The organism is Arthrobacter sp. FW306-06-A (assembly GCF_021870055.1).
Lineage (GTDB): Bacteria > Actinomycetota > Actinomycetes > Actinomycetales > Micrococcaceae > Arthrobacter.
Map to the genome: position 1 here is coordinate 212,049 of NZ_CP084552.1, position 12,653 is coordinate 224,701.

Sequence of the window (12,653 nt, forward strand, 5' to 3'; positions counted from 1 at the left end):
AGCGCTGAGAATCACAGCCGACCAGAACCCCGACCACCAAATAGACGCTCTCACCCGCGCCGGCGTCGATCCGGCAAACATTTATCTCGACCACGCCAGCGGGGCTAAAGCCAGCAGGCCAGAGCTCGACAAAGCCCTTGCCTCGGCCAACCGGGTCGGCGACCAGCTCGTCATCACCCGCCTCGACCGGCTCGGCCGCTCCGTCCTCCACCTCGTCACCCTGGGCGCAACCCTCAGGGAGCGTGGTGTGGGATTACGCGTCCTTGAGCAAGGCATCGACACAACGACCGCGGAAGGACGGGCGATGTTCGGAATGCTCTCCGTCCTCGCCGAACTCCAACGAGAACTCATCATCGCCAACACCCGCGACGGGCTCGCAGCCGCCCGCGCCCGCGGACGAACCGGAGGAAGACGCCCGAAACTCACCCCCGACCAGGCCCTCCACGCCCAACAGCTCTACGACGCAGGGGACCACACCGTCCAACGCATCGCCGACCTGCTCCAGGTACCCCGCTCCACAATCTACGGCCACCTCAACAAAACAAGCATCGGACGGCGAGCCGCCGGCGGCGCCCCCGGCCCGGCGTAACAGCAGCTCCGGCCAGAACCCCTGCTACCTGGCTCAATCGACGCCGCTGACTGCTCCAGTAAGCGCTACTTTTCGCCGACTTTGGAGGCCCCGTCGGCGCCCCTGCCCTTGACTGGCCTAGCCGAGGCTAAGGCAACTCAAGGGAGTGACCATGAGACGTCGCCTTGCCATCAGTGACTGACATACGCCTTTGCGTAGTTCCGATACTGAGCCAGAACTTCCGGCGCGCTGACGGTGGCGGAGACTTCACTGATGCTGGGGGTCCAGTCGGGCCATGATCCCCTGAGGATGGCCGCCGCCTGGCGGGCGGCGCCGTCTGCCACATATTCGCCGGGTTCGGGTACCACCACCGGCAGCCCGAAGACTGCTGCGGCAACCTGCTGGACGGCCGGGGACTGCGCCCCGCCGCCCACCAGGATGATCCGCACGGCCGTAACACCCTGGGCCTCCAGCTGGGCGAGGCCGTCTGCTAGGGAGCACACCACACCTTCAATGGCAGCTCTGGCCATGTTGGCAGGGGTGAAATTGCCCAGTGTCAGCCCGTACGCGGAGCCTTTGGCCTGGGGGAGGTTAGGCGTGCGCTCACCCTCGAAATAGGGAACCAAGGTCAGGCCGTCCGCGCCAGCGGGAGCGGAGAGGGCGAGCTCGGAGAGCCCGTCAAGCGTCACGCCCAACAGCCCGGCGGTTGCATCGAAAATCCGCGTGGCATTCAGCGTGCAGGCCAGCGGCAGGAAGTTCCCTGAGGCGTCGGCGAAGCCGGCGACGAGGCCCGAAGGATCCGCCGCCGGCGTCGGCGAAACAGCAAAGACGACCCCGGATGTACCGAGTGACACAACTACGTCGCCGGGGCCAGCCTGGACTCCCAGTGCAGCCGCGGCGTTGTCTCCGGCGCCGGGTCCGATGAGCGTTCCGGACGGTGTCTTGCCGGCAGCTTCCAGCGGGCCGACCACTGCAGGCAGCACCGGTACGTGGCCGAGCGCCTGTTCCACGAGGTCCGTACGGTAGGCTCCGCTTGCCGTGGAAAAGTAGCCGGTGCCCGAAGCATCTGAGCGATCGGTTCTCAGCAGCTGGAGTGACGACGGGCCTGTTCCGGGACCGTGGCCGGCCAGACGCCAGCTGAGCCAATCGTGAGGTAGGCAGACGGCTGCGACCCGCCGGGCATTGCCAGGTTCATGGCGTGCAAGCCACCGGAGCTTCGTGATCGTCAGGGAGGCAACCGGTACAGTGCCTGTGGACTGCGCCCAGAAAACGGAACCGGCGTCGACGTCTCCGTTTCCGGCCTCAACGATAAGCTGGCGCGCATCCTCAGAAGAACGCATGTCATTCCACAACAGAGCGGGGCGGACCACCTCGCCGGCCGAATCCAGGCACACCATGCCATGCTGCTGGCCGCCGATAGAGACGGCGTCGACGTCGTCCAGGCCCCCTGCCAGAGCTACTGCCTCCTGAAGGGCAGTCCACCAGTACTCGGGGTGGACCTCAGTGCCCGCGGGGTGAGCGGCGCGGCCATGTCGGACTAGGTGGCCGGTGAGGGCATCACGGATCACCACTTTGCATGACTGGGTGGAACTGTCGATACCTGCTACCAACGGCATGGATAGGTTCTTTCTGAAAAGCTGCCGCCGGATCGGGGATCCGGCGGCAGCGGAACGACGATTCGGTTGGGTTTCGGTTTAGCGGGCGCCGAGCAGGTGCTCGATGGCCAGCTGGTTCAGCTGGACGAACGCGAAAGAACGCTCTGCAGCCTTGTCGGCGTCAAACTCCGCAAACGCGGAGGCGTCCGCCAGCAGATCGGCGGTGGTCTCGCCGGTGCTCAGCGTCGGTTCGCCCAATTCAAAGACACCGGAGGCGGCCAGCGCGTCCTGGACTTCGGGGTCGGCGCGGAAGGCCAGGGCGCGCTCCTTCAGCATCAGGTACATGGACATGTTCGCTTTGGCGGAGTTCCAGACGCCGTCGTAACCGTCTGTGCGGGAGGGCTTGTAGTCGAAATGACGGGGACCGTCATACTTCGGGCCGCCGTTGGGGAAGCCGTTCTCCAGGAGGTCCACGGTGAAGAAGGCGCTGGTGAGGTCGCCGTGGCCGAAGACAAGGTCCTGGTCGAACTTGATGCCGCGCTGGCCGTTGAGGTCGATGTGGAACAGCTTGCCCGCCCACAGTGCCTGGGCGATGCCATGGGTGAAGTTCAGGCCAGCCATCTGCTCGTGGCCGGTTTCCGGGTTGAGGCCCACGATGTCGCCATGCTCAAGCTGGGCGATGAAAGCCAGACCGTGGCCCACGGTAGGCAGGAAGATGTCGCCCCGGGGTTCGTTGGGCTTGGGCTCCAACGCGATGCGCAGGCCGTAACCCTTCTCCTTGATGTAGGCGGCGGCAGTGTCGACGCCCTCCTTCATGCGGTCCAGTGCGGCGGAGAGATCCTTAGAGCCGTCATATTCGCTGCCTTCGCGGCCGCCCCACATCACGAACGTGTCTGCACCGAGCTCGGCGGCGAGGTCAATGTTGGTCAGGACCTTGCTGAGCGCGAAACGCCGGATGGAACGGTCGTTGGAGGTGAATCCCCCGTCCTTGAAGACCGGGTGGCTGAAGAGATTAGTGGTGACCATCGGAACCTTCAAACCGGTCTCGGCGAGGGCTGCCGTGAAGTTCTTCAGGATCAGCTCCCGCTCGGCTGCGCTGGCATCAAAGGGAATCAGGTCGTTGTCATGGAAAGTGATGCCGTAGGCGCCAAGTTCACTGAACTTGTGAACGGCTTCCACAGGGTCCAGAGCTGCTCGGGTGGCTTGGCCAAAAGGATCTGCCCCGGTCCACCCCACTGTCCAAAGTCCGAAAGTGAAGCGGTCCTGAGGCGTAGGCGTCGTTGTCATGTGTCTCCAAGGGTTAGTTGTTGATGACAACTTATGTGCACGTATAGACGTTGTCAAGAGGTCTTTTGCCGACGGGACACCACGATGTGGGCAATGTGCAGCAGTGGAAGTGCGGCACTTTTTCACGCAAGGAGACTTGCATCACTAATGGTTAGAAAGTAAGTTGTGTCTAGCAACATTCTAAAAGCAGGGTTTCGTCATGAACCCTGAGCATCGGCCGGCCAGCTTCCTCCGCTTACGATGGGCGACGTGCGCGGCGACCCAACAATTCAATTTGTTGTCCTGTTCAGAGAAGAAAGAAACAACAACATGTCACTATCCAAATCCTTGGCCGCCGTCGGTACGGTAGCGGTCCTGAGTCTTTCGCTAGCCGCGTGCGGTGGCAGTGCAGCCCCCCAGACAGCCGGATGCAACGTGGGAATCTCCATGCCTACCCGGAGTCTCGAGCGGTGGATCAACGACGGTGAGGGCCTGCGGTCCAAGCTCGCGGCCGCGGGCTGCACCGTCGATCTCCAGTACGCGGACAACAAGACCGACCAGCAGATCAGCCAAATCCAGAATCAGGTGGCTGGCGGGTCAAAGATATTGGTCGTTGCTGCCATCGACGGCGCTGCCCTGGCCCCTGTCCTCGCTCAGGCCAAGAAGCAGGACGCGACCGTCATCGCCTATGACCGTCTGATCAACGGCACCGAGGACGTTGACTACTATGCAACGTTTGACAACTACAAAGTGGGCCAGCTGCAGGGCCAGTACATCGTGGACACCTTGAAACTCAAGGACGGCAAGGGGCCCTTCAACCTTGAAGCGTTTGCCGGCAGTCCTGATGACAACAACGCGAAGTTCTTCTTTGCCGGCGCTTGGGATGTACTTTCTCCCTACATCCAGAAGGGCCAGCTGACAGTTCCGTCGGGCAAGGCGCCGAAATCCGCTGCCGAATGGGCGTCCATCGGCATTCAGGGGTGGGCCAGCGACAAGGCCCAGGCGGAAATGGACAACCGCCTGTCTTCCTTCTACGGCGGAGGCAAGAAAGTGGACGTCGTTCTGTCCCCGAACGACAGCCTTGCCATTGGCATCGAGGCATCCCTGAAATCGGCAGGCTACGCCCCCGGCGCGAACTACCCGATCATCACCGGCCAGGACGCAGACAAGGCCAACGTCAAGGCAATGCTTGCAGGCGAGCAGTCGATGACCGTATGGAAGGACACCCGCGCACTGGGTGAGCAGGTCTTCAAAATGGTGAAGTCGATTGCCGACGGGCAGAAGCCCGAGGTGAATGACACGAAGACCTACGACAACGGAAAGAAAGTCGTTCCCTCCTACCTGCTGGTCCCCGAAGTGGTTACCAAGGACACCGTCAAGGCAAAGCTCGTCGACTCAGGCTTCCTGAAGTCTTCCGACGTGGGTCTCTGACCGAAAACCCATGCCCGGGTGGCCCTGACCGTCGTCTCTAGGTCAGGGCCACCCGGGTCTCCGGAATATTGAGACCACAACGAAAGGGAGAAGCCATGAATGTGCCCATCCTGAGGATGCTGGACATCACCAAAGATTTCAATGGAGTAAAGGCGCTGGACGGGGTTTCGCTCGAGGTGGCCCGCGGTGAAGTCCATGCCATCTGTGGAGAAAACGGCGCAGGCAAGTCAACGCTGATGAAGGTCCTGTCCGGGGTCTACGGACACGGAACCTACGGCGGCGTCATTGAGTTCGAAGCGGAAGAGGCCGCCTTCAGGTCGATCAATGACAGCGAGGCCCGGGGAATCGTGATTATCCATCAGGAACTTGCGCTCAGCCCCTACCTGTCCATCGCTGAGAACATCTTCCTGGGCAATGAATGCGCGCGAAACGGCATTGTGGACTGGAACAGAACGAACCTGGAAGCGGCCGCTCTCCTTGCCCGCGTAGGGCTTAGGGAAAGCCCCGCCACCCCGGTCCTCCAACTTGGGGTCGGGAAACAGCAGCTGGTGGAGATCGCCAAAGCGCTGTCCAAGAGAGTGAAGCTGCTCATCCTCGACGAACCGACCGCGGCCCTGAATGACGAAGACTCCGAGCACCTGCTCAACCTCCTTGAACACCTTCGCCAACAGGGAGTAACCAGCATCATCATTTCCCACAAGCTCAAAGAAATACGCAGCATCGCTGACCGGGTCACCATCATCCGGGACGGAAAGTCGATCGAAACGATCGACATGCACGGCCCCGATGGCACCGAAGGCCGCATCATCCGGTCCATGGTAGGCCGGGAACTGACCAGTATGTTCCCGCCGAGGAAGCCCGAAATCAGCGAAGAGATCTTCCGGGTCGAAAACTGGACCGTTTACCACCCTGTCGATCACACCCGACGTGTCGTGGACGACGCGTCCTTTTATGTTCGGGCAGGAGAAATCGTCGGATTCGCCGGGCTGATGGGGGCCGGCCGCACGGAGCTGGCGATGAGTATCTTCGGGCGGCTGTACGGAAGAAACATCTCCGGGACGGTTTTCAAGCACGGGAAGCCCATAGACGTCCGCACCGTGGAAGCGGCAATAGCGAACGGCCTCGCCTACGCCACAGAGGACCGGAAAAGGTACGGCCTGAACCTGATCGGAAACATAACCGTGAACGTCTCAGCTGCCGCCTTGTCCAAACTGGCACGGTGGGGGGTCATCGACCGCCACCGGGAATACCAGGTCGCCGAGTCATACCGGGAACGGATGAATATCAAGGCCCCCGGTGTCGAGGCCATCACCGGGAAACTGTCCGGCGGGAACCAGCAAAAAGTTGTCCTCAGCAAATGGATCTTCTCCGGGCCCGACATCCTCATTCTCGATGAGCCCACCCGGGGCATCGACGTCGGGGCGAAATACGAAATCTACGGCATCATCAACGAACTCGCAGCACAAGGAAAAGCTGTCATCGTCATCTCCTCAGAACTCCCGGAACTCTTGGGACTTTCGGACCGGATATACGCGATCTCGGAAGGCCGCATCACCGGCGAAGTTCCACGCGAAGCAGCGGACCAGGAAGTGCTGATGCACTACATGACTGCTGGAAAGGACTAACCATGAGTACCGACACCACCCTCAAGCCCACGCCCAAGGCCTCCCCCCGAAAAGCCGCGATCAACCTACGCCAGTACGGACTCCTGGCGGCGCTGGTCATCATCGTCGCCTTGTTCCAGTTCCTCACCAACGGCCGGCTCCTCATGCCGGGCAACGTGAACAACCTCATCCAACAAAACGCTTACGTTCTGATCCTTGCCATCGGAATGGTAATCGTCATCGTCGCCGGACACATCGATCTATCAGTTGGCTCCGTGGTGGCAATGGTCGGGGCGGTGACCGCCATTGCGATGAACAACTGGGGATTACCCTGGTGGGCCGCGGTGATTCTCGGCTTGCTTATGGGGGCAGCGATCGGCGCGTGGCAGGGGTTCTGGATAGCCTTCGTGGAGATACCGGCATTCATCGTCACCCTCGCGGGAATGCTGCTGTTCCGCGGGCTGACCCTTGTCCTGCTGACCGGGGGAACCATCAACGGACTGCCCGCGCCGTTCACCGCCATCGGCGCAGGCTGGCTGCCTCCAATCTTTGGCGAGGTCGCAAAGAAGGACAGCCTCACGCTCCTGATCGGGATTGTCGCCTCTGCGGCCCTCGTGCTCCAACTTATCCGTACCCGGAAGACGCTCAAACGACTTGACCTGCCCAGAGAGCCCGTCACGTCATTCAACATCAAGGCCGCAGGCGCCGTCATCGGCATCATGGCACTGGCCTGGCTGCTCGCCGGCTACAACGGCACGCCGATCATCCTGATCATCCTGGCGGCCCTCATCCTGGTGTACACGTTCGTCCTGAACCGCACAGTGTTCGGCCGCCACATCTACGCAATGGGCGGCAACCTCTTTGCCGCTGAGATGTCAGGCGTCAAGACAAAATGGGTCAACTTCCTCATCTTCGTCAACATCGGAGTACTCTCAGGCCTGGCGGGTGTTGTCAGCACGGCCAGAGCGGGCGGCGCTGTCGCCTCTGCCGGGCAGAACTATGAGCTGGACGCCATCGCAGCCGTATTCATCGGTGGTGCTGCAGTCCAGGGCGGAATAGGCACGATCATCGGGGCGGTCATCGGAGGCCTCGTCATGGGCGTGCTTAATATGGGCCTGTCGATTCTCTCCGTCGATGCTGCCTGGCAAATGGCCATCAAGGGCCTCGTGCTTCTCCTCGCCGTCGCTTTCGATATTTTCAACAAGCGCCGTTCCGGAGGACGATGAGCAGAGACTACAACTAATTTCGAGAGGCAAAGAGTGACCGTTCCACACCTGACCCCGCTCCAGGGCGCGCAAAGACCCACCACGAAGGCACTCCAGAGCACGGACACAATCAGACGCAACAACCTGTCGTTGATTCTGGGCCTGCTCCACAGGGAAGGACCGCTATCGCGTGCCCACCTGACGAAGCAGACGGGGTTGAACCGGTCAACTATAAGCGCCCTTGTCGGCGAGCTCGGCGACCTCGGACTTGCCTACGAAACAGAACCGCCTGCCATCGGGCGCGCAGGACGGCCAAGCCCCCTCGTTCATCCCAACGAAAAGGTCGCGGCCTTAGCCATTAATCCAGATGTAGATGCCGTGACCGTCGGGCTTGTCGGCCTCGGCGGTCACGTGCATCGCAGGATCCGGTATGAGGCCGCCACACAGCCTTCCGTGACGGAAACAGTGAACATCAGCCGGGCGATTGTAGAAGGAATGCAGTCCGACCTGGAGGCCATCGACCGGATTACAGGGGTTGGGCTTGCCGTTCCTGGACTCGTCAGATCCTCCGACGGGCAGATACTCCTGGCACCGCACCTCCAGTGGGCCGATGAGCCCCTGGCGGCCTCCCTTGAGCAAGCCCTGGGCCGTCCGGTGCGTGCCGGGAATGATGCAACTCTGGGTTCGCTCGCCGAAAGTATTTACGGGGCCGCCGTGGGGGTCTCGGACGTGGTGTATCTGAACGGAAGTGCCAGCGGCATCGGCGGTGGCGTCATTTCCGGAGGCAGGCCTTTGCGGGGTTCTGCAGGTTTTGCCGGCGAACTCGGACACACTCTGGTGCGAACCAACGGGGAAAAGTGCCATTGCGGAAGGTCCGGGTGTTTGGATGCCGAAGTCCGCCTCGAACGGCTGCTCGCCCCCCTCGGCCGTGTCCGGGCGGACCAGGACGAGCTGGAGCGGGCCATTGCCGAGCGTCCGTCCCGGGAGCTACAAGAGGAAGTTGAACGGCAGATCGACCTCCTTGCGGTGGCGCTGACGAATTTTGTCAACATTTTCAACCCCGAAATGATCGTGCTCGGCGGGTTTCTGGGATCTATCTTCTCCTTGGACCCCGAGCGCCTTATCTCGGCCGTGGCCGAGGAGACGATCGGGGGACTCGGAGCGGACGTCAAAATCAAAAGGGCGGTCCTCGGGTCCGAATTGCTATTGGTTGGCGCCGCCGAGCTGGCATTTGCCCAGCTCCTCGCTGACCCCGCCGGGACGGCCTAAACCTTCCCTCGAGAAACCCGGGCCACCAAGTCAACCGTTACCGGTCGAGCATCCTGCCACGAACAGGCGGCGAGAACTCAATGACAGTGATACCGACGCATGACCGCGCGGGTAACGGGCAGGGCATGCCTGAAACACTGGCACTTTTTCACTACTAATTTGTCCTTGGGAGAGATGTGTCCGATACGGACTTCGAAATCCGCTGGGGCCAGTACGAGGCCCTCGTCACGACCCGGGGAGGAGCTCTCCGGCAGCTGCGGCATCGGGGGAGGAACCTCGTCGTGCCGTTCGGTGAGAACGGTGAGATCCCCGACTTTCGTGGAGTAATCTGTGCCCCCTGGCCCAACAGGGTTGTCGACGGAAAGTACACCGCTGAGGGACGCCAGCTGCACCTGCCGCTAAATGATCTCGCCAACGGCGCCGCCCTGCACGGCCTGGTTTTCAATAGGAATTGGAAAACCCTTGAGGTGACGGAGGATTCCGTGTCAATGGGCTGCGAGGTGAGCCGCAGTGATGCCTACCCCTTCAACCTCTATATCGAAGTCCGATACAGGGTTGATGAAGAAGGACTTCACGGTACCGTGCGCTCAACGAACCGGGGTACCGGCACGGCCCCCTACGGAGTTTGCCCTCACCCCTACCTCGTGGCAGGAGAGGCGCCCCTTGATGAGTGGTCTGTGCGCATCCCCGCCGCCGAGGTCATGCTGGTGGGCAGCGAGCGGATGGTTCCGGGAGAGGTAGTCCCGGTGGACGGAACACCGAATGATTTTCGGTGCGAGCGGGAGCTAGGGGACATCCAGCTCGACCATGCCTATACCGGGATCTCCCGGGATGAGGACGATCGCGCCCGGGTGCAACTGTTCGATCCCTCCGGTTCCGGAGTCGAACTTTCGTGGGACAGCCACTGGCCATGGCTACAGGTGCACACGGCCGACAGGCCTGACGGCCCTAGCCGGATCGGCCTGGCTGTTGAACCAATGTCATGCCCACCGAATGCCTTTAACAGCGGCGTTGATCTGATCCGGCTCGACCCGGGGGAGTCGCATGAAGCAAGCTGGTCAATCTCCGCCGTGAGCCGCTGACGGTCCCATACACATGGCAAGCGGTATTCGAAGCGCCGAAGCACCCGCCCGTTCTCTATGGTGTATTCGGGGGCGTGGCCGCAAGCAACCCATACCCTGAATACCCACGTTTAGCCCTGGATGCCGGGGAGCGATGGGACAGCACGGGCGGTGACGGGATCATCCTGATGGGATTGGACCTCGAACCGGCGCTGGCAGACTATCTCGTAGCTGACGGCGCGGGTAATGGCGTGCCCGTGACCTTGGAGAGGACAAACACCTTGGAGAGGACAAGCGATGACCGACCGTTCTCCGTGTGGTTCCCCCGTCAAGAAGCAGCGAAACTCGGCGAACTCCTGACCAGTCAAAGAGGCGCGGTGGATGAAGGTCAGGTAGGGTCCAGCCGCCGACCTGCTCCAGGTACCGCGCTCCACAATCTACGGCCACCTCAACAAAACAAGCATCGGACGGCGAGCCGCCGGCGGCTCCCCCGGCCCGGCGTAACAGCAGCTCCGGCCAGAACCCCGGCTACCTGGCCCCCACCGGCTTAGCGTGACTTTCCCGAGCATTGGTCCTCAAGCCCCATCTCGGGCATGTGCCGCATCAGGGCCGGCTTAGACATCACGGGCCCTAAACGTGGTGCAGGCAGCGGATAGCGGTACCCCAGATGGTCAGGTCCGACAGGGCCGGCACCACGATGTCCGGATACGCCGGGTTTTCCGCCTGCAGCACCACCCCGGTCGGGGTGATCCTCAGCCGCTTGATTGTCAGTTCCCCGTCCAGCACGGCCACGACCACGGACCCGTCATGCGGTTCCAGCGCCCGGTTCACGATCAGTTCATCCCCGTCGCTGATGCCCGCGCCTTCCATCGATTCCCCGGACACCCGCACCACATAGGTGCTGGTGACGTCCTTGATCAAGTGCGCGTTCAGGTCGATCCGGCCATCGAAATAGTCCTGCGCCGGCGACGGGAAGCCCGCCGCTACCGGCACCGGGGAGACCAGCACCGACAACAAGGACACGCCCGCATCTATCACGCGGGGACCGACAATCACGCCCACAACACACCTTTTTTCGAATATATGTTCGAGTATTCAGTGTACTCCGGGGGTCGGACATTCGTGCATGAGATGTTTTCGGGAGGCGCAAGCCGCGGCGGGTTGTACACAGTGGGGACAGCTTTGAGCTGTGCGGAGGGCTCCACCTGCCCGCCAGTGTGCACAACCCGCCGCACCGGACATGGGCGGCTGGATACCCGGGTGCCCGGTCTCACCGTCGAAGGGATTGCCTGCTGATGTGGTCAGCGGCTGTGGGTGGTGTCAGGAAAGGCGGCGGAATTCGCCGGGGCGGATCTGTACGAGGATGGGCAGGGCCATCTGGAGGGGTTCGGCTCCGATGGGTTCGTCGAGCAGGTCGTTGACCGATGTTTGCCCTTCCAGCTCTCCAGACCTATCCCGCTCCATGATCTTGACCCTAGGCGGATTTGACCGCCGGTGACCCTTTGGACACGCAGCCTGGCGCTGTTGCCGTGCCTTCCGGAGACTTACGGCCGAGAGTGGGTCCCTCGGCGGCCGCCGCGGTGGCCCCGGCCTTCCCGCCAGCCGGGGAGGAGGATGTTCAGCTTCTGCTCTTTGGCCGGGTCCAACCTTCCGGCGCGGTAGTCGATCCGTTGCCCGTGCAGCCACACGCCCAGGGTCCGTTCTACCTGGTCGTCCGTTTTTTGGTGCCGGGGCCAGTCACCGCCGGCGGCCCTGATCCGATGGAGCTCCTCCAGCCGCTGGTGCCACCGTTTCTTGTCCTCGGCCTTGCGGTTCGAAGGCCTGGCCCATCCGGGAATCACCGCCAGGGCAGCCCGGTAGGTGGGGGAGAGTGTTCCCTCGGCCGCCTGCCTGCGGCGGTTTGCCAGCCACGCGGCCAGGGCGCGCTCCCGGGCCGTCTTCCCGTGGCTGACCGGCAAGCGGCCATGCGCCTCATGGAAGGCCAGCACGTCGGCGAGGTTCCGCAGGCCCGCCCCGGATTTCCGCGGGGCAGGGGCCAGCGCGGCTTTGTGTTCGTCCCGGATGCCCGGGTCTGCCTTCGCAGCGATCTGCAGGTGGTACCGGACGGTGGTTTCCGCGACGCCGGCCGCGGCGGCGATCGTCGATGTCGGCGCACCCTGCCGGTACTGCAGGACAAACCCGGGATCGGGCGCCACGCGCCGGGACTCCGTCATGGTTGCCCCGAGGATCCCTTCGGCGGCGCGGCCCGGTTCAACTCAGCGATCCGCAGCCGGAGAAACGTGATGACCAGGACCAGGACATAGATCGCCAGGCCGACCAGGACGGCCATCACGACGATGTAGAGCACGGCCAGGACTCCGAAGCTTGGACCGACGTTCATTGATTCCCCCAAAAATTGTCTAGGCCGTAGCCTACGCCCGACCTCAACACCCCTGCTCAAGAAGCAGTGCATGCTCGCGGGGCTCGCCCTGGTTTGCGCTGCGCTTCAACCAGTTGTTGGGCGTCCGCTGGCGCGGCCGGCTGTTGGGTCCAGGGCGCACCGTCGCAGAGCTCCGGACCCCCTGAACCTGTGTGTCTACGACGTTTTTGGCTGCTGTCCTTCGGATTGTACGTGCCCGTTCCGGCCCCTCTAGCCCCTTCGTTCCTCCGGGGCC

Annotated in this window: 12 protein-coding genes; 6 read left to right on the forward strand and 6 right to left on the reverse strand. The window is 62.5% G+C overall.

The annotated features are described in order from the left end of the window. The first annotated feature begins 40 nt into the window (after window positions 1-40). Window positions 41-589, forward strand: a complete 549-nt coding sequence (locus LFT49_RS01070; protein WP_237430445.1) for a recombinase family protein — start codon at window positions 41-43, stop codon at window positions 587-589. Between the two features lie 170 nt (window positions 590-759). Here LFT49_RS01070 and LFT49_RS01075 read toward each other — a convergent pair whose 3' ends face one another. Beyond that, window positions 760-2,184, reverse strand: a complete 1,425-nt coding sequence (locus tag LFT49_RS01075; RefSeq protein WP_237429457.1) for a xylulokinase — start codon at window positions 2,182-2,184, stop codon at window positions 760-762. 78 nt (window positions 2,185-2,262) lie between these two features. Beyond that, window positions 2,263-3,450, reverse strand: a complete 1,188-nt coding sequence (xylA, locus tag LFT49_RS01080; RefSeq protein ID WP_237429458.1) for a xylose isomerase — start codon at window positions 3,448-3,450, stop codon at window positions 2,263-2,265. A gap of 309 nt (window positions 3,451-3,759) precedes the next feature. On the opposite strand from xylA, the gene chvE reads away from it, so the two are divergent. The 5 genes from chvE to LFT49_RS01105 all read left to right on the forward strand — a co-directional run bounded on the left by chvE (window position 3,760) and on the right by LFT49_RS01105 (window position 10,020). Beyond that, a complete protein-coding gene (gene chvE / locus LFT49_RS01085) occupies window positions 3,760-4,860 on the forward strand; it encodes a multiple monosaccharide ABC transporter substrate-binding protein (protein ID WP_237429459.1) in 1,101 nt (366 codons plus the stop codon). A gap of 95 nt (window positions 4,861-4,955) precedes the next feature. Further along, window positions 4,956-6,485, forward strand: coding sequence for a multiple monosaccharide ABC transporter ATP-binding protein (gene mmsA / locus LFT49_RS01090; RefSeq protein ID WP_237429460.1), 1,530 nt, complete (start codon window positions 4,956-4,958; stop codon window positions 6,483-6,485). Between the two features lie 2 nt (window positions 6,486-6,487). Then, the gene (mmsB, locus tag LFT49_RS01095) at window positions 6,488-7,690 is read left to right on the forward strand and encodes a multiple monosaccharide ABC transporter permease (RefSeq protein WP_237429461.1); all 1,203 of its coding nucleotides are present in this window, start codon (window positions 6,488-6,490) and stop codon (window positions 7,688-7,690) included. A 33-nt stretch (window positions 7,691-7,723) separates the two neighbouring features. After that, complete coding sequence (locus LFT49_RS01100) at window positions 7,724-8,938, forward strand: ROK family transcriptional regulator (RefSeq protein ID WP_237429462.1); 1,215 nt, start codon at window positions 7,724-7,726, stop codon at window positions 8,936-8,938. Between the two features lie 176 nt (window positions 8,939-9,114). Beyond that, window positions 9,115-10,020 carry an aldose 1-epimerase family protein gene (locus LFT49_RS01105; protein WP_237429463.1) on the forward strand — a complete coding sequence of 302 codons (906 nt, stop codon included), beginning with the start codon at window positions 9,115-9,117 and terminating at the stop codon, window positions 10,018-10,020. A 609-nt stretch (window positions 10,021-10,629) separates the two neighbouring features. Here the strand turns inward: LFT49_RS01105 and LFT49_RS01110 are convergent. The 4 genes from LFT49_RS01110 to LFT49_RS01125 all read right to left on the reverse strand — a co-directional run bounded on the left by LFT49_RS01110 (window position 10,630) and on the right by LFT49_RS01125 (window position 12,379). Further along, on the reverse strand, window positions 10,630-11,061 hold the full coding sequence (locus tag LFT49_RS01110) for a LexA family protein (protein WP_237429464.1): 432 nt from the start codon (window positions 11,059-11,061) through the stop codon (window positions 10,630-10,632). Between the two features lie 258 nt (window positions 11,062-11,319). Beyond that, a complete protein-coding gene (locus tag LFT49_RS01115) occupies window positions 11,320-11,463 on the reverse strand; it encodes a hypothetical protein (RefSeq protein ID WP_183044490.1) in 144 nt (47 codons plus the stop codon). Between the two features lie 80 nt (window positions 11,464-11,543). Next, a complete protein-coding gene (locus tag LFT49_RS01120) occupies window positions 11,544-12,212 on the reverse strand; it encodes a helicase associated domain-containing protein (RefSeq protein WP_237429465.1) in 669 nt (222 codons plus the stop codon). Continuing rightward, entirely contained in the window at window positions 12,209-12,379 is a 171-nt protein-coding gene (locus tag LFT49_RS01125) for a hypothetical protein (protein ID WP_237429466.1), read from the reverse strand. Before LFT49_RS01125 ends, LFT49_RS01120 begins: the two co-directional genes overlap by 4 nt. Window positions 12,380-12,653 lie beyond the last annotated feature (274 nt).